The 25,666-nt window shown below is 60.3% G+C and carries 18 protein-coding genes and 2 pseudogenes; 12 read left to right on the top strand and 8 right to left on the bottom strand.

Translation table 11 applies throughout. The annotated features are described in order from the left end of the window. Positions 1-53 precede the first annotated feature (53 nt). From VF672_RS23450 to VF672_RS23485, 8 genes are all read left to right on the top strand, one after another. Positions 54-2,651, top strand: coding sequence for a M10 family metallopeptidase C-terminal domain-containing protein (locus tag VF672_RS23450; protein ID WP_331107422.1), 2,598 nt, complete (start codon positions 54-56; stop codon positions 2,649-2,651). A 530-nt stretch (positions 2,652-3,181) separates the two neighbouring features. Next, positions 3,182-4,228: a LacI family DNA-binding transcriptional regulator gene (locus VF672_RS23455; RefSeq protein WP_331107424.1), complete on the top strand. Its 1,047-nt coding sequence runs from the start codon at positions 3,182-3,184 to the stop codon at positions 4,226-4,228. Beyond that, the gene (locus VF672_RS23460; RefSeq protein ID WP_331107426.1) at positions 4,212-5,216 is read left to right on the top strand and encodes an ABC transporter substrate-binding protein; all 1,005 of its coding nucleotides are present in this window, start codon (positions 4,212-4,214) and stop codon (positions 5,214-5,216) included. The genes VF672_RS23455 and VF672_RS23460 overlap by 17 nt, the downstream gene beginning before the upstream one ends. Positions 5,217-5,231: 15 nt before the next feature. Next, positions 5,232-6,086: an ABC transporter permease gene (locus VF672_RS23465; protein WP_414705652.1), complete on the top strand. Its 855-nt coding sequence runs from the start codon at positions 5,232-5,234 to the stop codon at positions 6,084-6,086. Continuing rightward, the gene (locus tag VF672_RS23470) at positions 6,083-6,877 is read left to right on the top strand and encodes an ABC transporter permease (protein WP_331107430.1); all 795 of its coding nucleotides are present in this window, start codon (positions 6,083-6,085) and stop codon (positions 6,875-6,877) included. Before VF672_RS23465 ends, VF672_RS23470 begins: the two co-directional genes overlap by 4 nt. Continuing rightward, positions 6,874-7,905, top strand: a complete 1,032-nt coding sequence (locus VF672_RS23475; protein ID WP_331107432.1) for an ABC transporter ATP-binding protein — start codon at positions 6,874-6,876, stop codon at positions 7,903-7,905. The genes VF672_RS23470 and VF672_RS23475 overlap by 4 nt, the downstream gene beginning before the upstream one ends. 21 nt (positions 7,906-7,926) lie before the next feature. After that, complete coding sequence (locus tag VF672_RS23480; RefSeq protein ID WP_331107434.1) at positions 7,927-8,763, top strand: phosphodiesterase; 837 nt, start codon at positions 7,927-7,929, stop codon at positions 8,761-8,763. A 202-nt stretch (positions 8,764-8,965) separates the two neighbouring features. Next, a complete protein-coding gene (locus VF672_RS23485; protein WP_331107436.1) occupies positions 8,966-10,120 on the top strand; it encodes an ATP-binding protein in 1,155 nt (384 codons plus the stop codon). Positions 10,121-10,141: 21 nt separating this feature from the next. Here VF672_RS23485 and VF672_RS23490 read toward each other — a convergent pair whose 3' ends face one another. After that, positions 10,142-10,381, bottom strand: coding sequence for a hypothetical protein (locus VF672_RS23490; RefSeq protein WP_331107438.1), 240 nt, complete (start codon positions 10,379-10,381; stop codon positions 10,142-10,144). A 263-nt stretch (positions 10,382-10,644) separates the two neighbouring features. Between VF672_RS23490 and VF672_RS24730 the strand changes: the two are divergent. Then, a pseudogene (locus tag VF672_RS24730) lies at positions 10,645-11,727 on the top strand (cache domain-containing protein); the annotation flags it as partial. 93 nt (positions 11,728-11,820) lie between these two features. Next, positions 11,821-12,588, top strand: coding sequence for a methyl-accepting chemotaxis protein (locus tag VF672_RS24735; protein WP_414705653.1), 768 nt, complete (start codon positions 11,821-11,823; stop codon positions 12,586-12,588). A gap of 86 nt (positions 12,589-12,674) precedes the next feature. Here the strand turns inward: VF672_RS24735 and VF672_RS23500 are convergent, their stop codons facing one another. Then, complete coding sequence (locus VF672_RS23500; protein ID WP_331107441.1) at positions 12,675-13,580, bottom strand: LysR family transcriptional regulator; 906 nt, start codon at positions 13,578-13,580, stop codon at positions 12,675-12,677. Between the two features lie 103 nt (positions 13,581-13,683). Between VF672_RS23500 and VF672_RS23505 the strand changes: the two genes are divergently transcribed. Both VF672_RS23505 and VF672_RS23510 read left to right on the top strand, forming a co-directional pair. After that, positions 13,684-14,739, top strand: a complete 1,056-nt coding sequence (locus tag VF672_RS23505; RefSeq protein WP_331107443.1) for an alpha/beta hydrolase — start codon at positions 13,684-13,686, stop codon at positions 14,737-14,739. A 76-nt stretch (positions 14,740-14,815) separates the two neighbouring features. Next, positions 14,816-15,586, top strand: coding sequence for an SDR family NAD(P)-dependent oxidoreductase (locus VF672_RS23510; protein WP_331107445.1), 771 nt, complete (start codon positions 14,816-14,818; stop codon positions 15,584-15,586). A gap of 138 nt (positions 15,587-15,724) precedes the next feature. Here VF672_RS23510 and VF672_RS23515 read toward each other — a convergent pair whose 3' ends face one another. From VF672_RS23515 to VF672_RS23540, 6 genes and pseudogenes are all read right to left on the bottom strand, one after another. Beyond that, the gene (locus VF672_RS23515; protein WP_331107447.1) at positions 15,725-17,671 is read right to left on the bottom strand and encodes a PAS domain S-box protein; all 1,947 of its coding nucleotides are present in this window, start codon (positions 17,669-17,671) and stop codon (positions 15,725-15,727) included. A gap of 447 nt (positions 17,672-18,118) precedes the next feature. Continuing rightward, entirely contained in the window at positions 18,119-20,662 is a 2,544-nt protein-coding gene (locus VF672_RS23520) for an HWE histidine kinase domain-containing protein (protein ID WP_331107449.1), read from the bottom strand. A gap of 464 nt (positions 20,663-21,126) precedes the next feature. Further along, on the bottom strand, positions 21,127-23,181 hold the full coding sequence (locus tag VF672_RS23525) for a PAS domain S-box protein (protein WP_331107451.1): 2,055 nt from the start codon (positions 23,179-23,181) through the stop codon (positions 21,127-21,129). Positions 23,182-23,547: 366 nt separating this feature from the next. Continuing rightward, a pseudogene (locus VF672_RS23530) lies at positions 23,548-23,619 on the bottom strand (LysE family translocator); the annotation flags it as partial. 139 nt (positions 23,620-23,758) lie between these two features. Next, positions 23,759-25,501, bottom strand: a complete 1,743-nt coding sequence (locus tag VF672_RS23535; RefSeq protein WP_331107453.1) for an ABC transporter ATP-binding protein — start codon at positions 25,499-25,501, stop codon at positions 23,759-23,761. Next, positions 25,498-25,617, bottom strand: coding sequence for a hypothetical protein (locus VF672_RS23540; protein ID WP_331107455.1), 120 nt, complete (start codon positions 25,615-25,617; stop codon positions 25,498-25,500). Before VF672_RS23540 ends, VF672_RS23535 begins: the two co-directional genes overlap by 4 nt. Positions 25,618-25,666: the final 49 nt, after the last annotated feature.

The raw sequence follows: 25,666 nt of genomic DNA on the forward strand, positions 1-25,666 counted from the left end.
CCGGTTACGTCAACCGGTTCACAGGTCGTCAGTATTCCAGGCAGGAGTAGCGCATGAGCATCACCCCCACGTTCGATATCCGTAATTATGGCGCCAAGGGCGACGCCGTCACTGACGATACCGTCGCCATCCAAAAAGCCATCGATGCCGCAAACGCTGCGGGTGGGGGCAAGGTTTACATCCCTGAAGGCACCTGGCTTGTGTCCGATGGCGATGCTTCGGGCAACGCGCTGGCGCTGAAAAGCAATGTCACCCTTACCGGCGACGGCGCAGGAAATAGCGTGCTCAAGCTGGCCGATGGGGCCGGGTCCAGCGCGACCGGGTCGAGCACGTCGTCGCTGTTGGGCGTGGTGGCAGGCAGCACGGTGCGGGACGCGACGGTCAGTAACCTGTCTCTGGACGGTAATCAGGCCAACAGCGCCGGGCAGGTGAGCGGGTGGTCCCAGTCAGGGGCAAGCAGCACCAACCTGCTGATCGACGGCGTGACGGCGACGAACTTCAGCGGCAGCGGGTTCGACCTGACGGGCGCCTCGGTCCACATGACCGTGCGCAACAGCACAGCCGTCGATAACGCCTCCGACGGCTTCGCACTGGGCGGGTCGCTGCCAGCCCTGACCTTTCAGGACAACCGTGCCCTGGACAACGGCGGCCACGGGATCAATGTCGGGCTCGGCGGTGTGGCGCTGTCGCTGACGGACACGCTGGCCTCCGGCAACGTCGGCGACGGCATACACGTGCATGAAGACAGCGGCATCGACACCGGCTTTTTCAGCGTGATCGGTGGTGATGTCTACGGCAACGGCGGCGACGGCGTTCACATGCGCGGCATTGAATACGGCGGCGTCTATCGCCTCGACATTCACGACAACGGCGGGTCGGGCGTCAACTTGCAGGGCACGACTCACATCGAGGTGTCGGACAACGTCATTCACGCCAACGCGCAGAGCAACGATGTGCCTGAGGTGGCGATCCGCAATCTGGGCAGCGACAATGGCGCGCAGAATTTCGTCTACGACAACCTGATCACCGGCAGCGCAGGGTCCACGTGGGGCGTCGCCGAGGTGCCGTCCGACGCGGCGAGCGTCGAGGGCAGCGTGATCTTCGGCAACGTCATCAACGGTACCGCCGCCGGCGACATCAGCGCGGCAGGCAACGAAAGCCAGGTCTACAACAACAGCGATGTGCTGATCCTGCGTGGCAGTGCGGGCGCTGACACGCTGATCGGCAGCCGCTCGGACGAGCTCATCAGTGGCGGTGCAGGGCGCGACCGCATCGATGGCGGCGCCGGCGACGACGTCATCCACGGTGGGGCAGGCGCGGACCGGCTCAGCGGCGGCACCGGCAGCGATGTGTTTCGCTTCACCTCGCTCAGCGACAGCTACCGTAACGCGACCACTTCTTACACGGACCGCATTACTGACTTCAACGACGCCAGCGACCGTCTGGACCTGACTTTGCTGGGGCTGTCCGGCCTGGGCAACGGCCACGACGGCACACTGAAGGCAACGTATAACGCGACCACTGACGTCACCTATCTTTCCAGCCTGGACGCCGACGCGGCCGGCAATCGCTTTCAGTTGGCGCTGGATGGCAATCACTTGAGCACGCTGGGCGCGGCGAACTTCTTCTCGGCCATCAATGGCACGACCGGCGACGACAGGCTTCTGGGTACTGCGGGCGATGACGTCCTGCTGGGCGGCGCCGGGCGCGATACCTTGTCGGGCGACGGCGGTGCGGATCGTCTGCTGGGCGGCAGCGGCGGCGACACACTGACCGGCGGGGCAGGCGCGGACACCTTCGTTTACACAAGCGCCAGCGACAGCCTGCGCAACGACGCCAGCGGGAGCTACGCGCAACGCGACCTGATCACGGATTTCAACAGCAACGGCCATGATCGCATCGACCTTACGGCGCTCAATTACAAAGGCTTGGGCAACGGCTATGACGGCACGCTCAAAGTGGTGCTGAATTTGGCGGGCGATCAGACGGCGCTGAAATCCCTGGAACCGGATGCCGACGGCAACCGCTTCGAAATCCTGCTCAGCGGCAATCACCTGTACGACCTGACCGCCAGTAACGTGCTGTTCGCCAACCCGGACGACACACGCATCGACTCGTCCCAACCGATGACCTCGGTGAACGCGGTCGGCACGGCAGGTGCCGACACGCTCTATGGCGACTGGGGCAGCGACACCTTGTTTGGCCTGGGCGGCAATGACGTGCTCGCAGGCAGCGTCGGCGATGACTTGCTGGTCGGCGGTGCCGGCAGTGACCGACTCACCGGCGGTTCCGGCGCCGATACCTTCCGCTTCGATCAGGTCAGCGACAGTTACGTCGGTGCGGCAGACCTGATCACCGATTTCACCACCGGCCACGACACACTGGATGTGTCCGCGTTGGGATTCACCGGGCTGGGCGATAGTCGCAACGACACCTTGCAGGTCAGCTACAACGCCAGCAGCGACCGCACCTACGTGCGCAGCAACGAGGCGGACAGTGCAGGCCAGAAGTTCCAGGTGACGCTCGCGGGTGATTACAGCCATACCCTGAATGCCGAGGACTTCGTGTTCAGCGCGGCAGGCAACGCGGCTGAGATCAAGGTGGTGGGCGTGGCGGCGTCGATGGACCACGTGGTGCTGTCCGACGCCTGATCGCACTGGCTGCACGCGGTTTATTAGTGGGACCGGCTTCAGCCGGGAAGAGGCCAGTCCAAACACTCCGGGATTTACGGTGTGACACCTGACGCCTTCCCGGCTAAAGCCGGTCCCACAATTGATTCGCCGATGCCGCTGGATGCACGCAGTTTGTTAGTGGGACCGGCTTCAGCGGGGAAGAGGCCAGTCCGAGCACCTTCAGAGGTGCGGTGTGACGCCTGACGCCTTCCCGGCTAAAGCCGGTCCCACAATTGATTCGCCGATGCCGCTGGATGCACGCGGTTTGTTAGTGGGACCGGCTTCAGCCGGGAAGAGGCCAGTCCGAGCACCTTCAGAGGTGCGGTGTGACGCCTGACGTCTTCCCGGCTAAAGCCGGTCCCACAATTAGTCCGCTGCCAGTCCCGTGCAAGGGTGAGCAGTCAATGCCACTGCGCCCGCTGACTCCAATCTGTCACATCCTCGCCCCTGAAATGCCACATTGACGCCGTAATGTCCTCGCCAATGAGATCGATCTCAAGCGAGTGATCATGAGTGACCTGAAAGACGTCGCACGAATGGCAGGGGTATCAAGAGCGACCGCCGCCCGGTGTTTCGCCTCACCCGACGTGGTGCGTCCGGCTACCCGCGATCAAGTGTTTGCCGCCGCGCGTGAACTGGGTTTTCGCCCCAATCTGCTGGGCCGGCAGCTGCGCCTGCAAACCACCCGGTTGATTGGCGTGGTCGTGCCCAGTCTGCTTAATCCAGTGTTCGCCGAACAAATTCAAGCCATGGAGCGCGCCGCGCGTTTGCGGGGCTACAGCCTGTTGCTGGCAACCACCGATTACAGCGCCGAGCGGGAAAGCGCAGTGGTGGAGGAGTTGCTGCGTCAGCGGGTCGACGGTCTGGTGTTGACCGTGACCGACGCGCACAGCAACCGCGTGCTGCAAAGCCTGAGTACGGAAGACACCCCGTTCGTGCTCGCCTACCACCAGCCCGGCAGCACCGAGTACAGCGCGGTGTCGGTGGACAACCGCGCCGGCATGGCCCTCGCCACGCGCTATCTGCTGGACACCGGTCATCGACGCATCGGCATGGTGGCCGGCCCGACCTTGCAGTCCGACCGGGCGCGGCAGCGCTACGCCGGCTACTGCGATGCGATGGCTGAATGCGGCGCAAGAAACCCGCAGGCCATGCCCATGCCCCTCATTGAGATGCCCAGCCATACCCAAGCCGATTTCAGTGTCCTCGCGCCGTTGTTGAACGGTCCGCAGGCGCTCACTGCGCTGGTCTGCTCAAACGATCTGCTGGCAATCAGCCTGATCGCCGAACTGCGCCGCCACGGGTGGGCGGTGCCGCAGCAGCTGTCAATCATCGGCTTCGACGGCATCGCCATCGGCACCCAGATGCACCCGACATTGTGCAGTGTGGTCCAGCCCATCGCCGCGTTGGCGGCCACGGTTATCGATCAATTGCTGGCGCAAATCGCCGGCGCCGCCCCGGTTTCCCATTGCCTGCCGTGCCACATCCGGCCGGGCGAAAGCACTCAACCCTACAATCAGCCCTACGAGGAGACGCACCATGATCCGCTTCAGTAAAACCCTGGCGGCACTGCTGCTGTGTGGCGCGGCGAGCCTGGCCCAGGCCGGGGAAACCGCGATTTGCTACAACTGCCCGCCGGAATGGGCGGACTGGGGCACACAGCTCAAGGCGATTGCCGACAGCACCGGCGTGCAGGTGCCGCTGGACAACAAGAATTCCGGCCAATCCCTGGCGCAACTGGTGGCCGAGAAGGCCGCTCCGGTTGCGGACGTGGTGTATTACGGCGTCACGTTCGGGTTGCAGGCGCAAAAGGCGGGCGTGGTCGACGCCTACAAACCCAAGGGCTGGGAGCAAATCCCGGCCGGCCTGAAAGACCCTGAAGGGCACTGGTTCGCTATTCACTCCGGCACGCTCGGCATCATGGTCAACGTCGATGCGCTGGGTGGTTTGCCGGTTCCGCAGAGCTGGGCCGATCTGCTCAAACCGGAATACAAAGGCATGGTTGGTTACCTCGATCCGTCCAGCGCCTTCGTCGGTTACGTGTCGGCCGTGGCAATCAACCAGGCCATGGGCGGTACCCTGGATAACTTCGCGCCGGCCATCGACTATTTCCAGAAGCTGGCGAAGAACGCGCCGATCGTGCCCAAGCAGACCGCTTACGCCCGGGTGCTGTCCGGCGAGCTGCCCATTCTGGTGGATTACGACTTCAACGCTTACCGCGCCCGCTACAAGGACAAAGCCAACGTCGCCTTCGTCATTCCGAAGGAGGGCAGCATCAGCGTCCCTTACGTGATGAGCCTCGTCGCCCACGCCCCGCATCGGGCCAACGCAGAAAAGGTGCTGGATTTCGTGCTCTCCGAACAGGGCCAGTCGCTGTGGGCCAAGGCGTACCTTCGCCCGGTGCGCGCCATGAAGATGCCGGCCGATGTGGCCGCACAGTTCCTGCCCGACAGTGATTATGCCCGCGCGGGTGTGGTGGACTACCAGCACATGGCCGATGTGCAGGAAGCCTTCGCCGCGCGCTACCTGAGCGAGGTCAAGTAAGTGAGCAGTACGGTTTTGAACGTGCAGGGCGTCGATGCGCGTCGGTCGCCACTAGAACGTCTGCGCCCGACGGCGGCCTGGGCCCTGGCGCCGGCAGCGGCCGTGTTGTCGGCGTTCTGGCTCTTGCCGCTGGCGCACCTGATATTGCTTGGCGGGCAGCAACGCGACGGCGCCGGCAGCGGCTATTGGCAGGTGCTCAGCAGCGCGCAATACCTCGGCAGCCTGGCGCAAACCTGCGTCCTTGCAGCAGTGGTCACCTTCGCCGCGCTGTTGGTCGGCGGCATCACCGCCGTGTTTCTCGCCCGTCAGCGCTTTTTCGGGCGCTCCACGCTCGTGGCGTTGCTGACCTTTCCGCTGGCGTTTCCCGGCGTGGTCGTGGGGTTTCTGGTGATTCTGCTGGCCGGGCGGCAGGGGCTGTTCGCCATGCTCGGCCTGAAGCTTGCCAGTGAGCGCTGGGTGTTTGCCTATTCACTGGCGGGGCTGTTTCTAGGCTATCTGTATTTCTCGATTCCGCGGGTCATTCTCACGGTGATGGCCGCCTGCGAAAGCCTCGACCGAAGCCTGGAAGAAGCCGCGCATTCCTTGGGAGCGGGGCATTGGCGGGTGGTGTGTGACGTGATCATCCCCGGCCTGGCGCCTGCGCTGGTGTCCTGCGGCGCGATCTGCTTTGCGACGTCGATGGGAGCGTTCGGCACGGCCTTTACCCTCGGCACGCAGCTGAACGTCACGCCCGTGGCGATTTACAACGTGTTCACCAACTACGCCAATTTCACCGTCGCCGCTGCGTTGTCGGTGGTGCTGGGCGTGCTGACCTGGGCGGTGCTGCTGCTCGCGCGGCGCATGGTCAGGCAGTCGGGGACGGTGTTATGAAGCGCTCATCATTGTTCATCGCGCAGCTGCTGTTCACGCTGCTGGTTTGCGCTTTCATGTTGGTCCCGGTGCTGATGTCGCTGCTGGCCGGGCTGACCCGCAATTACTTTCAGGGTGTTTCCAGCGGTCTGACCTTCGACTGGATCGCTCAGGTCTGGCAGGCCTATTCGCCCACCGTCTGGCTGTCGCTGCAGCTGGCAGTGGCGTGCGCCGTTTGCGTCACTGTGATTGGCGTACCGGCGGCGTATGCGCTGGTGCGGATGAACAATCGCTTCAGCCGCGCATTCGAAGAGTTGATGGTCTTGCCCGTCGCCATGCCCGGCCTCGCCAGCGCCTTGGCCTTGCTGCTGACCTATGGGCAGTTCGGTAGCTTTCGCAGCAGTTGGCTGTTCATCCTCGTCGGCCACGTGCTGTTCACGCTGCCGTTTCTGGTGCGGCCGGTCATGGCGGTGATGCAGCGTCAACATCTGCCTGTGCTGGAAGAGGCCGCCGCGAGTCTGGGCGCCGGGCCGTTGCGGCGGTTCTTCAGCGTTGTGGTGCCCAATTGCCGGGCGGGAATCCTCGCCGGCGTGCTGATGGTGGTCACGCTGTCCCTCGGCGAATTCAACCTGACCTGGATGCTGCACACGCCCATGACCAAAACCCTGCCCGTCGGCCTGGCGGACAGTTACGCGTCGGCGCGGCTGGAAGTCGCCAGCGCCTACACCCTCATATTCCTGTTGATGATCGTGCCGCTGTTGGTGGCGTTGCAGGCCATCAGCGCACGCCTTTCCCGCGGAGATCAAAGATGACCGGAACCACGCTGCGCCTGACCGGCTGCCGCAAGGCCTTCGCCGATGGCACCGTCGCCGTTCACGACCTCAATCTGACCATCGAGGCCGGGGAAACCCTGGCGATCCTCGGCCCTTCCGGGTGCGGCAAAACCACCACGCTGCGGATCATTGCCGGGCTGGAGCGGCCGGACGTCGGCCAGGTGTTTTTTGGCGATCAGGACGTCACCCGTCTGCCCATTGAACGCCGCGATGTCGGCATGGTGTTTCAGAACTACGCGCTGTTCCCCAACCTCACGGTCGAAGGCAACATCGTGTATGGCCTGAAGGTACGTGGCATGGCCGTCGCCGAACGCAACAAGCGCTGCGCCGAACTGCTGGAACTGGTCGGCCTGCAGGAGCACGCCAGGCGCGGCATTCACGAGTTGTCCGGTGGACAGCGTCAGCGCGTGGCACTGGCGCGGGCCCTGGCGCCTCGCCCGAAGGTCCTGCTGCTCGACGAACCCCTCGCCGCGCTGGATGCGCAACTGCGTGAGCGCCTGCGCAGCGAACTGGATCAATTGCTGCGCGGCCTCGGCATCACCTCGGTGTTCGTCACCCACGATCAGGGCGAAGCCATGGCGCTGGGCGACCGGATTCTGGTCATGCAGGAAGGGCGCATCGCCCAGCTCGGCACGCCCCGCGATATTTATCAGCAACCGGCCAACCCGTTCGTGGCCGGCTTCGTCGGCAATCTCAACGCCTTTACCGTGGCCGGGCGCACCGCCATCGGCCTCAAAGTCAGCGGCGGCGAACTGCCCTGGAGCGCGGCGGGTGAGCCAGCGACGGTGTATTGCCGGCCCGAGCATCTGCGGGTGGTCAAGAACGACGGGCATTTGCGCGGGCGCTTGCTCGGCCAGTTCTTTCAAGGGGCGCAGAGTCGCTTGCTGATCGAGGTCGGGGCGGCGCAACCGTTGCTGGTCGACAGCGCCGACAACGTCATCCATGCACCGGGCGACGTGATCGCTCTGGCCGTCGAGCCGCAGGCCCTGTTCGCGCTGCACCCGTAACCCATTGCCTGGATGAGTTGAATGTCGAACGTCCCGTTTCTCGTCGCACAAATCAGCGATCTGCACCTCAAAGCCGGCAACAACCTGACCTATGGGGTGGTCGACACCCTCGGTGCCCTGCGTCGCGCGGTGGACCATTTGAACGCCAGCCAGCCGCGCCCGGACATTGTGGTGATCAGCGGTGATCTGGTGGACTTCGGCCGGCCGGATGAATACGCCGTCCTGCGCCCCGAGCTGGCGCGGCTGACCATGCCGTACTACTTGGTGCCCGGTAATCATGACGTTCGTGAGCATCTGCTCGCCGCGTTTGCCGACCATGTTTACTTGCCGCTGTGTGCGCAAGCTCCCCTGGACTGGGTCGTCGAAGCGCACCCGGTGCGCCTGATCGGGCTCGACTCGACGATTCCCGGTGCACACGGCGGGCAGGTGCTGGACAGCCAGATGGCCTGGCTGGATGAAGTCCTCAGTCGACGCCCGGATGTGCCGACCCTGTTGATCATGCACCACCCGCCGTTTGTCACCGGTATCGGCCACATGGACCGCGAGGCGTTCATCAACGGTGCGGCGCTCGAAGCGGTCATCGCCCGCCACCCGCAGGTTGAACGCGTGCTGTGCGGTCATCTGCACCGCCCGATGCAACGGCGCTTCGCCGCAAGCATCAGCTGCACCTGCCCAGGCACCTCACACCAGATCGTGCTGGACTTGAGCAAGGACGCTCCGGCGCATTTCAACCTCGAGCCGGCGGGCTATCTGCTGCATCGCTGGGAAGCGGATCAGGGGCTCGTGACCCACAACGGCGTGTTCGGTGATTACCCAGGCCCTTACCCGTTTTACGACGCTCAGGGGTTGATCGATTAGAGACGTCCGGTTTCGACGTGTCGCGCTCTCGCGCAACGCCGAGGGTGAGGGGGAAGGAGTCATCCCGCAGTACACTAATGCGCTGTCTATAATCAGTCTATAGTCGCTCTATAATCCCCTATAAACGGCTGCTTCGTTTCTTTCTATAATCGGTCTATAGTCGCTCTATAATTGCCTATAAAGCGGCGTTCGAGGCCTACCGATGTCTGAAATCTTTTACCATCGTCCCGATCTGGCGACCCGGCTCTCCAGACTGATCATGCAAATCTCCGTGGGCAGCTCCGCCAGCTCCGGCGTTTTTCTGGCAGCGCCGCGGCGCACCGGAAAGTCCACATTCGCGCGTGAAGACCTGCGTCCGGCGCTCGAAAAGGCGGGGGCGATTGTGCTGTATGCCGACCTCTGGCAAGACCTGACCAAAGACCCCGGCCTCGTCATCGTGGAAGCCATTCGCGAAGCGGTTGGCCGAAACGACGGCTTCATCACACGGCTGGCCAAGGCTTCGGGGATAGAAAAGGTCGCTGTCGGCGGTTTGAGTTTCGGTCTGGACAAAATCGGGCTCGGCAAGGACATCGACCTCACCACGGCGCTGGTGGCGCTCTCCGACGAATCACGGAAGCTCATCGTTCTGATGATCGATGAAGCGCAGCACGCGATCACCACCGAGTCGGGCGTGGCGGCACTGTTTGCGCTCAAGGCGGCAAGGGACGAACTCAACAGCTCCAGACACCACGGCCTGCGCATCGTCTGTACCGGCTCGAACAGGGACAAGCTGGCCATGCTGCGAAACAGTAAGGAGCAGGCGTTCTTTGGGGCGTCGATGGTGCCGTTCCCGACACTCGATCAAAACTACATCGACTGGCTGTGCGCCAACATCGACCTGCCATCCCCGCTTGATCCGGCGCAGGTGTTCCAGCTCTTCAAGGAAAGTGGCTATCGCCCTGAACTGCTCGGTGCAGCCGCTGACGCCATACGCTTCGACTTTTTCATCGCCCCTGAAGACGTACCCGAGCGGTTTGCCGAGCTCGTTCGGGCGCAAGCGGATGAGCTCAATGCCAATCTCAAGAAGGTGATTCACAGCCTGACCCCGATCCAGTCTGCCGTGATCCGCGTCATGGGGAGCATGGGCGACAGCTACGCGCCGTTCGAGGCACCCACGATGGCGTTGTACGCCGCAGCGATGAAGCAGTCAGGGATCGCAGAAAGCGACATCAAGGTTGAGGTGCCGGGCGTGCAACAAGCGCTCATTGCCTTGCAGGAAAAGAACCTTGTCTGGAAGGCTTCACGCGGTGTTTATGCAGTGGATGAGCACGTGATCGTCGATTTGCTTCGGGCCGACGGGCTGCTTGAAGGCTTGTAGTGTCGCGCCTGCCCGCAATTGTTATCGCTTGAGGGCCCTGGCCTCAGCGGCAAGGCACTCGAGGGCAAACTGCTCGGTGTACGTCATCTGAATCGGCGTGGTCTCGCCCTTGACGGTCCGTTCGCCATCCAGGATGTAGCGGATGCGCTTGTCAGTGACACCTATGCGCTTGGCGATCCACGAAGGTGTCTGGCCAATCTGCGAGATCAGCTTGTCTGCGTAGTCGGTTGAGGGGTTATAGCGTTCTGCGTTGGGTGTCATGAGACGTCCGGGTAGAAGTGAGGCGCTGGGTGTTTGAGGCGAATGATACACAGTGTGCCAATGCCGCGGCGGTGACGCGACCTCTAATGGGATTCTGCACCGGCAACGTCCCCCGCTTTTCTTCTTGATCCACGCTTTCACGCCTCAGGTTCAACGGTAAACAGCCGATAGAACCTGGGTAACCGTGGACGCTTTTCACAACTAAAACCCCACGCTCGCCTTCGTTTCTGCCCAACAACACCTAAAACTATGCGGAAGATCTCATGAACATCAAACAGAAGTTGACGTGGGGGTTCGCCGCCATCGCGTGTGTCCCGGTGCTGGTGGTGGCGGGGCTGGTGGTGTTTAACGCACGCGACGCCGCCGAGGCCAATTTCGTGGACAGCAGCGGCCGCGAGATCCGGCAGATCGATAACGGCATGACGCAGTTCTTCGACGCCATTAGCCAGAACGTTGATTACCTGGCCAAGGATCCTCGAATCGTTTCGGCCAAGGACCTCAAAAACTACTCGGGCGCCGATGCTGCGCAGCTTCCGCTGACCGAAAGTAATCGCCGGTTGCTGGAGATTTTCGGCAGCTTCGCCAAAACCCACCCGACCACGGCGTACCTGTCGGTCGGTCTGAGCGATGGTGGCTACGCCAGTTGGCCGGATGACCCGAAGATCAGCAAGTACGATCCGCGCGAGCGCCCGTGGTACAAGGCCGCCATTGCTGCGCCGGGTTCCACCGTGCGCACCGGCGCGTATTACTGGGCGCCGGACGACGTCTCGCTGATTGGCACCGTTCACACGGTTTCCGACAGCAGCGGCGCCATCGTCGGTGTGGTCGGTCTGGACGTGTCCCTCAAGCAACTCACCGAGCTGGTCAAGAACATCAAACTGGGCGACAGCGGCTACCTGATGCTGGTTGAAGCCAACGGCAACGTGCTGGTCGACCCAAGTGACGCCAAGCATAACTTCAAGCCATTGTCCGACCTCGGCGCCAACTACGCCGAGCTTGCCAAGGGCGGCGATGGCGCAACGCAGATAGAAATAGACGGCAAGGTCTATATGGCCAACGTCATCAGTTCGAAAGGCCTGGGTTGGCGCTTCATCGGTTTGATTGAGCGTAACGAGGTAATGGCCAAGGCCTCCAGCCTTACGTGGTTGATCGCCGGCATCGCCGCCGCGCTGGCAATCATTTTCGCCATTGTGGGTGCCAGCTTCGCCGGCTTGATCGTTCGGCCGATCCGTGGCGTGGCCGATGGCTTGCAGGAAATCGCCGAAGGCGAGGGCGACCTGACGCGCCAGCTCAAGGTCCACGGCAAGGACGAAACCGCGACGCTGGCCGGCTGGTTCAACCAGTTCCTCGGCATGATCGCGCAACTGATGCAGCGCATCGGCGGTGCCTCGTCGGACCTGCAAAGCGCAGCAGCGGACACTCAGGAAGTCGCCAGGAACATGGACCAGGCCGCCGGCCGTCAACGTGAGGCGGTCGAGCTGGTCAGCACCGCATTCAATGAGATGGTCGCCACGGCCAACGAAGTGGCGCGCTCTTGCAGTCAGGCGGCATCCAGCGCCGACGCCGGCTATCGCGATGTGCACGCCGGCCAGCAACACATCAGCGAAGCGAATGGCAGCGTTTTGAAGCTCAGCAAGGAGCTGCAACAGTCCACCGAAACCATGCAATTGCTTGAGCAGGACAGCAAGAACATCAACGGCATTCTTGACACCATTCGATCGATTGCCGAGCAGACCAACCTGTTGGCACTCAACGCAGCGATCGAAGCGGCGCGCGCTGGGGATCAGGGCCGGGGTTTTGCGGTCGTGGCGGACGAGGTTCGTGCCCTGGCACGACGCACCGCCGATTCCACTGGCGAGATCGACAGCCTGCTGGGCAATCTGGCCAAGCGTACCCAGGAAGTGACGGCGCAGATGCGCGGCAGCCTGGAGGTGTCCCACAGCAGCGTCGAGCGCATCCAGCAGGCCCGCGACAGCTTCGACAAGATCCGAACGTCAGTGGATTCCATCCGCGACCAGAACACCCAGATCGCGACTGCGGCCGAAGAGCAGCACCATGTGGCCGAAGAGATCAACCGCCACATCGCCCAGATCCACACCGACGCGCAACTGGTCGAAGAATTCGCCCACTCAGCGCAGGCAGGATCGAGTCGATTGACTGACATCTCCGGTCAGTTGAAAGGGCTGGTGGGGCGGTTCAAGTACTGATCGGCAGCGCGTACGACGGCCAGGGATGGCCTTCGGTGCATTGATGCTCTACCCAAAGCTCTGAAGCTCCGTCGACCCAGGATACTTTAGCGTCGGACGCTTCTCGCGTGCTCCTTAACATGATCGATAAAAGCACGCAGTTTCGGGTGTACTTGAGAGCGTTCGGGAAAGTAGAGGTAGAAACCAGCACTGTTGCTCGCGAATGGCTCCAGCACTAACTCAAGACTTCCATCGGCAACTTTGTCCGAGATGGCATCCCCGCTTGAATAAACGAGGCCAAGTCCGTCGAGCGCCGCCGCAAGTGCATGCATGGAATCGTTCATGATGAGCGGGCCCTTCACCTGCACTTCAAGTTCTTTCCCATCACTTTCAAACTCCCAGCGATCATAGACTCGGTTGCCTGAGCCCACACACAGGCAGTCGTGGGACAGCAAGTCTTTTGGATGTTCCGGGCGGCCAAACCGGTTGAAATATTCCGGCGCGCCTGCCACAACGAAGCGAACGGGGCCAAATAATTTTATTCCCACCATGTCCTTCGCCAGGATGTCGGAAAGCCGGATACCGGCGTCGAAACCTCGTTCAAAAATATTGGTTGCGGCATTCTCGAGGAATATCTCAACAGTGACGTCAGGATATTTTTCTACAAAGCTGGCGACGACCGACTTCAGGTAGTTGGGGTAGATCATCTGCGGAGCATTCAACCGCAGCCGTCCCGCCGGTTTTTCGGCGAAGCTACCGGCCTCTTTCATGGCTGCGAGTATCGTTCCTAACGCCGGAGCGGTCTTGCTCAGAAACTTCTCACCGGCTTCGGTCAGGCTGGTCGCTCGGGTAGTTCTGGTTAGCAGGGTCACGCCGAGCCTGGCCTCCAACAGCCTGATCATCTTGCTGATCGCTGACGGAGAAATTTTCAGAACCTGGGCTGCCGACGTGAAATTGCGCTTTTCGGCGATGAGCAGGAAAGCAAGCAAACCATCCAGCTGATCCTTTTCCATTGTGAACCTCTGGTACTCAATACGTTAACCAGAATGCCATTTTTGGAAATTACAAACTACCGTAGCCTGATCTTCGTTAACGCACATCTGAACGGAGATCTACATGTCATCGAAAATTCTCGCGGTTAGTGCCGCCTCCCTAATGAGCGTCACCGGCTTTTCTCACGCTGGCAACGGCAGCGAATCCCAAATCCCGATCACCAGCCTGTCCGCCTTCAACCAAACGGTTAGCGAAGACCACACCGTCACCAAAAATTCTGTTTCCTTCAAAAATGGAAAGATCGACATGGCTGGCGTGCTGTTCAAGCCAGCAAGAATGCAGGAAGGCAAGGCTTATCCGTCAATTGTTGTCGTGCATCCGGGTGGCGGTGCCAAGGAGCAAACCGCGAGCCTTTATGCATACCGTCTTGCTCAGCAGGGTTATGTGGCACTCGCTTATGACGCATCTCACCAAAATGAAAGCGGCGGCGAGCCTCGCCTGCTGGAGGATCCTACGTCCCGAGTGGAGGATGCGCGGAGCGCAGTTGATTACTTCACCACGCTCCCCTTCGTGGATCACAAGCGTATCGGCGCGCTCGGCATTTGCGCTGGGGGCGCTTACGCGATTAACGCCACCATGACCGATCACCGCATCAAGGCCGTGGCCGGCGTCAGTTCGTTCAATTATGGCGATGGTATGCGCAAAGGTTGGAGAGGTACCGGTACCGCCGATGAGCTGCACGCCACATTGCTGAGCGTCGGCCTGCAGCGCACCGCTGAGGCGAACGGAGACCAGCCCATGCTGCTTGCGTATGTACCGGATTCGACCAAAGGCGTCACAGAGCCCGATATGGTTGAGGCCAGCGAGTATTACCGGCAGGCGAGCCGCTGGAAGCTCGACAGCCAGCCGAATCGGTTTCTCGCCAGTAGCAACGACAAGCTCATCGCGTTTGATGCCTTCAACGGGATCGGTACGTTGCTGACGCAGCCTCTGCTTTTGATTGCCGGCAGCGATGCGGGCTCGAAGTGGCACAGTGACCGGGCCTTTGCCGAGGCCACCAGTGCGAGCGAGAAAGAACTTTTCGTAATTCCGGGGGGCACCCACATGAGTCTTTACGACCGTGATGTTGGCAAGGCAATGCCCAAGCTGCTGGCGTTTTATGCCAAGCACCTGAGATAGCCTGCAACTGACGCCGTAGCTACTAAATGGGATGGCCAGAAAGAACCATCTGTGATGCCTAACCAGGAATCAGCCAATGTCATCAAAATTCTCGGGTACCGTCGCGCTGGTCACTGGCGCGAGCAGTGGAATTGGATACGCTACCGCTCATGCACTCGCTGAGCTGGGCGCACGTGTGGTGGTCGTGGCTCGCAGGAAGGATCGCCTCGACTCGTTGGTCAGCGCCATTGAGCAATCGGGAGGAACGGCCCTGGCAATCGCTTGCGACATTAGTGACCGTGCAAGTGCCGAAGCGGCCGTTCGGCAAACCGTCGATTGCTTCGGCCGGCTCGATATCCTCATCAATAATGCGGGCGTGATGATCATCGGCCCCGTCGTCGAAAACGAAGTTGAAGACTGGGAGCGGATGATCTCGCTAAATCAACAGGCGCTGCTCTACATGACTAAAGCTGCGTTGCCGCATCTGAAGGCATCTGCGCAGGACGGAACGCGTCGTGTGGCGGATATCGTCAATATTTCCTCCTATGCCGGCCGTGTTGCCTCTCCAAACTTCGCTGTCTACACCATGACGAAATTCGGTGTGAACGGCTTCACGGAAGCTTTACGTCAAGAACTGGCATCGAGCCACGTGCGTGTTGGCGTTGTCGAGCCGGGGGCGGTTAAGACCGAACTCAACGACCACCATAAAGGCGCAATTGGCGACGACATCGAAGCCTTCTTCGCCAGTATTGAGGCGCTGGATGCTGAAGACATTGCCGACGGCATCGCCTACATGGTGACCCGGCCGCGCCATGCTGCGATCAGCGAGTTGTGGATCATGCCAACCGAACAAGGCCATAGGGCCTAAGACCTCGGTCCAGCGGTGGCGGCGCAGCCCACGATGGCGGAAAAAAGGAAGTGCGTTTAACGACTGCTTCTCGGTCAAGAGCTGCCGGGCGCGACTGCCAGCTCGTGTCGATAGCTGCTCGGAATGGCCCTCGGACGTTCAGACAATCCCCAATGTTCTCTCTAACAGCGCTTCCATCGCCTGCCGCAGGCTGTGGTGATCATAAGGCTTGGCAAGTCTCAGGATGCCAGCCGTGTCGGGTTCGGCCTCCCCATACCCACTTGCAATCAGTGCTTTGAGTCTCGGATAAAGCAGCCGTGCTCTTGCGACGAGTTCGGGACCGCAGATGCCTGGCATCAGGTGGTCAGATATCAAGTAGTCGATGGTGTCCCCGGACTGGGCAAGTATTGCGAGCGCCTGTTCGCCGGATGTTGCAGTTTCGACCTCATACCCCAGCTCCTCCAGCATAGCCTGACTGCTGATCAAAACCAGCGAGTCGTCATCAACCAGCAAAACCCGTTGTCCGTTACGTCCGTAAACTTCGCTGCCATCAGCCGGTGGCGCGGCGCGTTCGCCTTCGGAGTTTGGCAAGGCGGCTGGAAGCCACAGCTCAGCCGTGGTACCGCCCGGTTTATGGCTGCGCATATGCAGCTTGCCACCGATCTGGGCGGCCAAACCGTCAACCGTCGACAGCCCCAGGCCAGTGCCTTTGCCCACGCCTTTGGTCGTGAAGAATGGCTCCGTCGCTCTGGAAAGCGTCGCCTCGTCCATACCTTCGCCGGTATCGGTCAAGCTAAGACAGACGTATGCACCCGCGGCGAGCCCGTTCTCGCGTTCGGTCAAATAGACGTCCCTGGCTTCAATTGTGAGCGTGCCGCCCTCCGGCATGGCGTCTCTGGCGTTCACTGCGAGGTTCAGTACCGCTAATTCCAGCTGGTTCTGATCGGCATAAACCTTGGACAGAAACAGAGGGAAGCGGGTTTCAATGAGCACGCGGGCACTCAGCGAACTTCTCAGCAGCTCCGCCATTCCACGGATCATTTCATTGAGATCAAACACGCCCAGAGAAAGCTGCTGCCGCCGCGCGAACGCCAACATACGCCGCGTCAGCGAAGCACCGCGCTCAGCGGCTTGTATAGCATTATTCAGGAGGGGCGAGACCTTGGTATCGCTTGGGAGGCGGCGACGAATGAGCTCCATGCTGCTGATGATGACCATAAGCAGATTATTGAAATCGTGGGCAACGCCTCCCGTCAACTGCCCCAGCGCCTCAGTCTTCTTTGACTGAAAGAGCGCCTCCTTGGCAGCGTCGAGCGCTATCTGCGCCTGTTCGGACTCAGTGATATCTCGAGTGATCTTGGCGAAGCCGAGCAACTTGCCGTTGTCATCCCAGATAGGGTCGAGCACCACATTCGCAAAGAAACGTGTCCCGTCTTTGCGCAATCGCCAAGCTTTGTTTTCAAAACGCCCTTCAGCCAGCGCCACCCGCAGGCTGCGTTGAGGCTCGCCGGATTGGCGCGCTTGGGGCTCGAAGAAGATGGAGAAATGTTTGCCGATGACCTCCTCCGGAAGATAGCCCTTGATACGTTGCGCGCCGGCGTTCCAGTTGGTGATAACGCCATTGGGGTCAAGCATATAGATGGCGTAATCGGTGACGCCGAGCACCAGGCGCCGGAACTGCTCTTCGGATTGGCGCAACGCCTCTTGGGCGACACGCTGTTCGGTCAGGTCGCGGGTGACCTTGGCGAAACCCACCAGTTCTCCGCCGGGTGCTCGAATGGGGTCAATGACGACATGGCACCAAAAACGCGAGCCATCCTTTCTGACGCGCCAGCCCTCATTTTCAAATTTCCCGTGCTTCGCTGCGCTCGCCAGCGCCTTCTGCGGCAAGCCCGCGGAGCGGTCCTCGTCGGTATAAAAACGGGCGAAACTCTGACCCAGTATCTCGTGGTCCTCATAACCCTTAAAACGACGCGCGCCAGCGTTCCAACTGATGATTTCGCCAACGGGACTCAGCATATAAATCGCATAATCCACGACGGAGTCGATGAGCAACTTATAGCGATCTTCAGCCGCAGGCAGCGGCCGGATAAGGTCTAGTTTCATGATGCTACCCAAGACGCCATGGAATTCGGATCTCAAATGATTTCTGTGTGGCAGGAGGCTATCCTAGCCAATGGCAAACGAGCGCACCATAGAAGCCTATCTACAGTGGCAAAAGTAAAGGCGGGCACTCAGCCGTAGTGAGTACGATGCTTTCGTGATGGCCGAAACCAGCCTTTCGGTGCACTGCGGAACTACGGGCTAAGCAGCTTTGCGCACATGCGGCTGCTGATGCCGTGAACGAGGCGGCGGATGGCGATCACTGGTCGTAAATCTAGAGCGGTTCTGTGTGGCCAGTACTTGGGACGAATACAATAAAAACCGTGTATGCGCGAGCCATCCGGTGGTAGCAAAAAACAGAAGCCTCACACAGGGGTATGACGTTAAATCGCGAATTCAGAGGCACCCTCTAGCAGTGATGTGATAAAGCGCTCGAACTGTGGATCACTGCTATGGACGAATCAGGGTTTGCAAGCTTAGGAGGATTGAGGCGGCGTCGTAGGGCTTCCTGACAACAGGGACGTGCTTCAAACGGTCGGGGATACCACTGCTGCTAACTCCATACCCCGTGGCGAAGATGAATGGGATATTTTGCCGAGTAAGTTCGTCGGCCACGGGAATAGACGTGCCTTTACCCAAGTTAATATCGAGCACCGCGACATCCGGTTTTAGCGTTGCGAGCAGCTTCATAGCCCCTGCGTCCGAACCCACTGTAATCACATTCTGGATTCCGGCGCCGGCCAAGATTTGCTCCAGCCCTACCGCAATGATGAGCTGGTCCTCGACGATTAAAACACACGCGTTGGACAGATCCTCCGAACCCGTGGATGGCTGAATGACAGCTGCTACCGGGAGCGCGGTCTCGACTGGCTCCGCCAACGTAAAATGCTTAGCCGGAATCTTTAAAAAAGCCGCCAGACCTTCTGGCCGGTATTCAAGCGTGCTGGTCCCCTCCAGATCAAAGGGGATACTTCGACTGATCAGGACCGAGCCGAAGCCGCTTCGGCTCGGTGCAGTAACTGCAGGACCTCCACTCTCGTACCAGGCGATTTTGCAGGCCCCGCCGTCATCCAGATTCCAGCTAACCGAGAGGTTACCGCTTGGTTGGGAAAGCGCACCGTACTTAGCTGCGTTCGTCGCAAGCTCATGAAGAACGAGCGCCATTACAGAGTAGGCGCGAGCATCGAGCAGGATGTTCGGGCCCGCCAGCTGGATCGCGTCGGGAGAGGTGCGGTAAGGCAAAAGCTCCGCATCCAAGAGCTCGGAAAGACGTCCGCCGCCGTCGCCACGAACGATCTGGTCATGAGCCAGTGACAGTGCCTGAATTCGGCCCTTCAGCGTTGCAACATAAGCATTGAGAGTTTGACTTTCCACCGTCGGGTGGGCAACCAGAGCGCCGATGAGCGAAAGGATATTCTTAACTCGATGGGTGAGCTCATCATTGAGCATCCGCTGACGAACATCGGCGGTTGAGCGTTCGCTCGTAAGAAGCTCACTGTTGTGAAGAGCTACTTCCACAATTGCAGCGCGGATGGCATCACCAAACTGGCGGTCCTGTTCAGTCCAGGGCAGCGACTGCTGATGAACCGTTTCTTTCCAGATGGCGAAGCTCTTACGCGGATGCAGCCGGTCACCATGACGCTCTCCCTGATCAGGCTTATTCGGGTTCCCTGCCCAGTCGAGCGTTTCCACTACCTCCTTGCGAAACAGCAGGAGGTAGTCCTTCGGTCGTTGCGAAAGGGGAATGACCATCGCGCCCGAGACGTCGACGGCGTAACCCGCCGCTGGGGCATGGGCCATTGAAAGGCGACTGGAGGCCCACATTCGGCCATCCGCGACTCCTTCGGCAAAGCGTAGCAAGGTCGGCACCAACTCGTCGGGCGGTGTCACTCCTTCTGCGGACCACTGACCATTCAGCTCCATACCAATTCCATCACAGGGGATGAGCGCTTTAAAGTTGGGCAGATGAGCGCGCAAATACTCATGGAAGTCCGGGGCGCGGTTCGCGTCCCGCAACAGCATGTCGAGGACCTCACGGGCATAGGCGGCGGATTTTAGCGTTTGCTTGGCCCGCAGGGTTTCAAGGTGCAGGGAGAAAAACTCCGCGAACATCTCTGCAGCAACTCTTTGCCCCATGGTCAGCGTTCGTGGCGAGTCATGGTGGCAGGCGATCAACCCCCACAGTACTCCGTTGACAATGATCGAGATCGACATCGACGCGCCCACGCCCATATTGCGCAAATACTCACAGTGAACGGGTGAAACACTGCGCAGGTGCGAATAGGACAGGTCGAGTGGCTCGCCAGCGAGGTCTAGCTGCGGTTCAATGGCAACGGTCTCACATTGAGCGTTGGAAATGATGCGAATGGGATTACGCAAGTACAACGCACGTGCCTGCTGAGGAATATCCGACCCTGGGAAATACTGTCCCAAGAAACTGTCCAAGCCGCTGCGCTTCGCCTCGGCAATGACGTTTCCGGAGCCCTCACTGCCGAGCTGATAGACCATGACGCGGTCATAGCCGAGCATGGCGCGAGCAAACCGGGCCGCGTCGCGAAAAAGAGTGTCGGTCTGATCAATTGCCCGCACCTGTACGATAACAGTGCGTGCAAGCTCAATTGGCTCAGCGACGCTTGCGCCGGCGGGCTCCAGTTCAATAAGCGCCGTCCCGTTAAAGACGTGGGCAGAGACATCAAATACCTCACCCGAGGCGATCGTCAGGCCGAACGTTAGCGCGGGTCGGGATGCCTGTTGGGTGCGCGCGAGTGAGTTGCGAACGACATGGGCGGCCTCGGCGCCAAGCACCGCTTCCAATCGCCCGCCATTGATGTCCCAGGATACCCCCAACATCACGGGAGCATTCATGGAATGCCGCAGTACGGTGAGTGCTGAAGCGTCGCAGGCGAGCAAGCACCCGTGGGGCTGGATGCTCCCGGGGATGTGAATCGCCTCCCGATCACAATTGGTCAGGTCAACGCGAGGTTCTGAGGTCATTATTCCAGTGCCGGTTGATAAAGAACCGGCTACCTATGTGGCCGCCGAACGACACCGATAGGCATATTCGCGTCCGCAGTCTACTCGGCAAGACCGACTGCGTCACTCAGGCTGTGGCTGCGCTGCTGGAAAGGCGCAGCTTGCCTCGCAACGGTATGAACAGCGGCACTTCCTTTCATCCAAATGATGCCCTGAGCTTTCTTTCTGTACGACGCACAGTTCCAGAAGCTTAAGGCACAACTCAAGAAGCGTTGCCCGACTGGGAAACGCACCATCCTGGCATGACCGCCGATGGTCGTTCTTGGTCAGCCGGCAAAAATTTGATTCGCCTGTTAAACGGGCCTTCCGCTGCGAATCCGGCGGGATGCTTGGTTTAAAGGTGTAATGGGTCGATTGCAGCCCTTGACCCGCGGTGCTTCCAGGGATGTCTCGGGTGGAACGGTACGTCGGCGAGCCTTGGTCGTCTACCGGGAATATGGCCGAACAGCTGCCTTATGCAGGACTTGGGAAACCTGCTCTACTGAATAGGGTTTGTGCAAAAGCTCGAACCCGTATGTGCCGTTTCGCGCCAGCACGTGGCTGTAGCCTGATGTCAGCACTACCGGAAGATCCGGGTACAGGCTGCGAACTCTTTGCGCTAGCTCTATGCCGCTCATGCCCGGCATCACAACGTCCGTAAACACAACGTGGAAGTAATCGGCGTTTTCAGCTAGATGATCAAGCGCAGCTTGCGCGTCGCAGGCCAGGACAGACTCATAACCGAGGTCTGTCAGCATTTCAATGGCGAACAGCCCCAGGCTGGAGTTGTCCTCTACAACCAACACGCGCAAACCTTTGCCGTCGAACAGACTCAGGGAGCTCTCCACCTGCCTGGGGCTTTCGATTGCCTCAATCCGTGGCAGGTACAAGGTAAATGTGGTGCCTTTCCCTGGAGTACTTTCTACGGCAATTTCACCTCCAGACTGCTTCGCGAAGCCAAACACCTGCGACAAGCCCAGTCCTGTTCCCTTGCCTGTGTCTTTAGTTGTAAAGAAAGGCTCGAAGATACTCTCATGTTCGTCGGGCGGAATACCGCACCCCGTGTCGGTCAACGAGACTGCCACGTAGGAGCCAGGAACAGCTGCATGGCTACGGATGACAGGTAGAACCTCAACGGTGCACACGGCAACGGTCAACCGGCCGCTCTGGCCCATCGCGTCCCGCGCATTGGCGGCAATATTTACGATGGCGGTATCGAATTGGGTTGGATCGGCTTTCACAAAACATGGCGTTTCAGGCAGAGCGAATTCAATCGAAATATGAGTACCGGTGAGCGTACTCATCATGTCAGAGATCGAGCGCACCGCATCGCAGACAGAAAACACCTCGGGCCTGAGTGCTTGCCTGCGAGCAAAGGCAAGAAGTTGCCCTGTCAGCCTGGTGGCTCTGTCCACCGTATCTGAAATGGCCTCGACGTACCGACGGCGTCGCTCCTCGGGCAAGTTGGGCCGTTTGAGAAAGTCCGTGGAAGAACGAATGACCGTCAACAGATTGTTGAAGTCATGGGCAACCCCGCCGGTGAGCTGGCCTATCGCTTCAAGTTTTTGCGACTGGCGCAGTTGTTCTTCAATCTGGCTCCGTTCGGCCAAGGCCTGAGCAACCCGCTCCTCCAGGTTTTCATGGACCTGACGCAATGCCTCTTCAGCATTTTTACGCTCGGTGATATCGGAAGCCGCACCAACCCACTCCTTGATTTCACCCCTCTCGTCGAGCATGGGTATCGCGCGTGACAGGGCCCAGCCGACGGAGCCATCTACCCGGTTGACTCGGTGCTCTATCAAATAGGTCGATTTGGTCGCCGTTGCCCGCGCAATCTCGGCACGTACGGCATCACGGTCCTCGGGAGGTATGTATCTATCCAGCCACTTGCGATCTTTCCCCTGGGTGTCAGGTATAAAATCGCCTCCGTTAAGCTGATGCAACTCACTCCAGTCCGCGCTGATGCGGTAACGGACCTCAGTGGACGACCGGATGAGGGCATCGAGGGCGCGGTCATTGAGGGTCAGTTCATCGTCGAAGTAGCGCAATCGCTCCTGTTCAGAGGAAAGGACTAAAAGTGAAGCGAAGAAGTGAACCAATGTCCCGTCTTTCTCGAACACCGGTTGTAAGTTCAAATGATTCCAGAATGGCTTTCCGTCTTTGCGGTAGTTTTGAAGCCTGATTTCAATAGGCTCGTGCCGGCGTATAGCCTCCCGAACCATGGCAATGTGGTCCTTACTCGTTGCAGGACCCTGTAGAAACCTGCAGTTACGGCCAACGACGTCTTCGGCAGCGTATCCCGTCAAATGATAAAAAGCGGCATTCGCAAACACGATAGGGTTATCGTCCTGGCGAGGGTCGGTGATGACCACCGGCATGCGCATAGCACGGACGGCAGCGAAAAAAGGGTCTCCGCCTGGTCTACTCAACGCGATCCCACTGCGGGTCTGCCCACCCGACTCGCCATTCGATGGATCGGTCTTTTCGTTGTCTACTATCATGCTTACCACGCCAGTGAAGATCGGTAATCCGCCGTAAGTGTACGATTTATTCGAGCGTCGTCGCTGCACCCAATCAGGTAGTTCGTTACCCTGACCGTCGCCTGTCTGTCCATTTGAAGGTACATGTCTGATCAGGGCAACGCGACATGCCTTCATCTTCGGCTCCGCCAAGACATCATGCCCACTGCAGTCGCCGATGAGCACGCCGCGAAGGAGGGGGGAAGGAGTGAGGTGACATCTGAACGAGGAACAGGGACCACCTTCATCGTCTGGATCCCGCTGATACCTCTGACTGAACAGCAGCGGTCAACGGCGCACCGGCAACCTGCGAGACGTCACGAAGCCGTGGATGAGCAGTTGGAGAGGAACAACGGCGACGAAGTCAGGCCCCGGAATCACCACCCCTGCCAGATAAACCCAGAAAACAGCGAGCACCACTCGCTGTGCTGTCGAACATATTCATCCCTCCCTGGGCCGAACTCTAACCGGCGCATGGCCTGCGGCCTAAATGGAGGCGGCCTCAAACATCTTCGCATTCGAGGCTACCCACCGCTGCGTGAAGCGGCCACGAGTTCGTTTACTCCAGCGCCACCCAATGATCGCTCGACACCGCTGAAAACCGCTGCACTGGCGCGACAAAGTCGGCCGTCTTAATGGGGTCAGGCCGTTCCAGTTCCTTGAGCAGACTTTTGAAATCCCGCCGCCGGCCGACCTCGGGCACCGGCACCGCCGCCAGCAGGCGTTGGGTGTAGGGGTGCTGCGGGTTGTGCAGCACTTGATCGCGGGCGCCGATTTCGACGATGCGGCCGCCGTACATCACTGCCACGCGGTGGCAGATTCGTTCTACCACGGCCATGTCGTGGGAGATGAACAGGTAACTCAGGCCATGCTCAGCGCGCAGCCGCTCCAGCAGCTCCAGAACTTGGGCCTGAACGGAGACGTCCAGCGCCGAGACCGATTCGTCGGCGATGATCACCTTGGGGTTGAGCGCCAGCGCCCGGGCGATGCAGATGCGTTGACGTTGCCCACCGGAAAACTGATGAGGATAGCGTTCAAGGGTTTCCGCCGGCAGGTCGACTTGGTGCAGCAATTGCGCCACGCGCTCGCGCCGCTGGGGCTCGGACATCTGGTTGTGAATCAGCAGCGGCTCGCCCACCAGATCGAACACGGTCTTGCGGGGATTCAGCGCGGCGTAAGGGTCCTGAAACACCATTTGCACGTCTCTGCGCACCCGCTGCAACGCATCGCCCTGCAGCCCGTTGAGTTCCTGCCCGCCCAGTTTGACGCTGCCCTGGTAATGGATCATGTTCATCAAGGCTTTGCCGGTGGTGGATTTACCGCAACCGCTTTCACCGACCAGCCCCAGGGTTTCGCCTTGACGCAGCTCGAAACTGACGCCCTCGACCGCATGCACCGTGCGCGGCGCTTCGAACCAGCCGTGGCGCAAGGGGAAGCGCACGCTGAGGTCCTGCACCGCAAGCACCACCGGTTGGTCGATCAACACCTCGGGCGGCGGCGCACTGCCTAGCACCGGCACGGCGGCCAGCAACTTGCGCGTGTACGGTGCCTGCGCGTCAGTGAACACCTGGTGCAACGAGCCACGCTCTTCCATGCGGCCCTGGTTCATGACCACCACTTCATCGGCCATCTCGGCCACCACGCCCATGTCGTGGGTGATCAGCAACAGGCTGGTCGCGAACTGCTGCTGCAACTCGCGCATGAGTTCAAGAATCTGCGCTTGAATGGTCACATCCAGCGCGGTGGTCGGCTCGTCGGCGATGAGGATCTCTGGCTGGCAAAGCATCGCCATGGCAATCATCACCCGCTGGCGCATGCCCCCCGACAGTTCGTGGGGGTATTGCGTCAGACGCTTGTCCACCTGCGGCATGCGCACGGCGTCGAGCATGGCCCGGCAGCGCTGGCGGATCTCGCCGCGACTGAGGGGTTCATGCCGGCGCAGGGTTTCGGCCAGCTGCTGGCCGACCGTGAGCAGCGGGTTAAGCGACGTCATCGGCTCCTGAAAGATCATGCCGATGCGCTTGCCGCGCAGCCGTTGCATCTCCCGCTCAGGCAGGCTCAACAGGTCGCGGTTGCCGAACACGATGGCGCCGCCCGGCACACTCGCAGCCTTGGGCAGCAAGCCCATGATGGCAAGTGACGACAGCGACTTGCCGCTGCCGGATTCCCCGGCAATGCACAAGGTACGGCGCGGATACAGCGCGAAGCTCAGCTCGTCGACGACCCGCCGGCGCGAAGCACCGCCACCGACGTCAATGCTCAGCCGCTCCACCGACAGACTCGGCTGCTCGTCTTGCTTCACTGGAACACCACCTTCGGAAAGTAGAACGACACCACCCAGTTCGGCAGGTCGACGATTTCGCTGATGCGCAAATCGCCGCACACCGAGCACAGCATGTAAGCCTGTTCCGCCGGCATGCCGTGCTCGCGGCACAGCCAGTCGATGGTATTGGCCACCGCCTGGCGG

This window comes from Pseudomonas sp., assembly GCF_036387035.1.
GTDB lineage: Bacteria > Pseudomonadota > Gammaproteobacteria > Pseudomonadales > Pseudomonadaceae > Aquipseudomonas.

What these genes read in the sequence shown, in the direction of transcription:
- VF672_RS23540 (WP_331107455.1), bottom strand. Translation starts at nt 25,617, where the DNA reads ATGCCGGCGGAACAGGCTTACATGCTGTGCTCGGTGTGCGGCGATTTG.
- VF672_RS24735 (WP_414705653.1), top strand. Translation starts at nt 11,821, where the DNA reads ATGGACCAGGCCGCCGGCCGTCAACGTGAGGCGGTCGAGCTGGTCAGC.
- VF672_RS23505 (WP_331107443.1), top strand. Translation starts at nt 13,684, where the DNA reads ATGTCATCGAAAATTCTCGCGGTTAGTGCCGCCTCCCTAATGAGCGTC.
- VF672_RS23480 (WP_331107434.1), top strand. Translation starts at nt 7,927, where the DNA reads ATGTCGAACGTCCCGTTTCTCGTCGCACAAATCAGCGATCTGCACCTC.
- VF672_RS23485 (WP_331107436.1), top strand. Translation starts at nt 8,966, where the DNA reads ATGTCTGAAATCTTTTACCATCGTCCCGATCTGGCGACCCGGCTCTCC.
- VF672_RS23525 (WP_331107451.1), bottom strand. Translation starts at nt 23,181, where the DNA reads ATGATAGTAGACAACGAAAAGACCGATCCATCGAATGGCGAGTCGGGT.
- VF672_RS23515 (WP_331107447.1), bottom strand. Translation starts at nt 17,671, where the DNA reads ATGAAACTAGACCTTATCCGGCCGCTGCCTGCGGCTGAAGATCGCTAT.
- VF672_RS23455 (WP_331107424.1), top strand. Translation starts at nt 3,182, where the DNA reads ATGAGTGACCTGAAAGACGTCGCACGAATGGCAGGGGTATCAAGAGCG.
- VF672_RS23500 (WP_331107441.1), bottom strand. Translation starts at nt 13,580, where the DNA reads ATGGAAAAGGATCAGCTGGATGGTTTGCTTGCTTTCCTGCTCATCGCC.
- VF672_RS23450 (WP_331107422.1), top strand. Translation starts at nt 54, where the DNA reads ATGAGCATCACCCCCACGTTCGATATCCGTAATTATGGCGCCAAGGGC.
- VF672_RS23520 (WP_331107449.1), bottom strand. Translation starts at nt 20,662, where the DNA reads ATGACCTCAGAACCTCGCGTTGACCTGACCAATTGTGATCGGGAGGCG.
- VF672_RS23490 (WP_331107438.1), bottom strand. Translation starts at nt 10,381, where the DNA reads ATGACACCCAACGCAGAACGCTATAACCCCTCAACCGACTACGCAGAC.
- VF672_RS23475 (WP_331107432.1), top strand. Translation starts at nt 6,874, where the DNA reads ATGACCGGAACCACGCTGCGCCTGACCGGCTGCCGCAAGGCCTTCGCC.
- VF672_RS23510 (WP_331107445.1), top strand. Translation starts at nt 14,816, where the DNA reads ATGTCATCAAAATTCTCGGGTACCGTCGCGCTGGTCACTGGCGCGAGC.
- VF672_RS23460 (WP_331107426.1), top strand. Translation starts at nt 4,212, where the DNA reads ATGATCCGCTTCAGTAAAACCCTGGCGGCACTGCTGCTGTGTGGCGCG.
- VF672_RS23470 (WP_331107430.1), top strand. Translation starts at nt 6,083, where the DNA reads ATGAAGCGCTCATCATTGTTCATCGCGCAGCTGCTGTTCACGCTGCTG.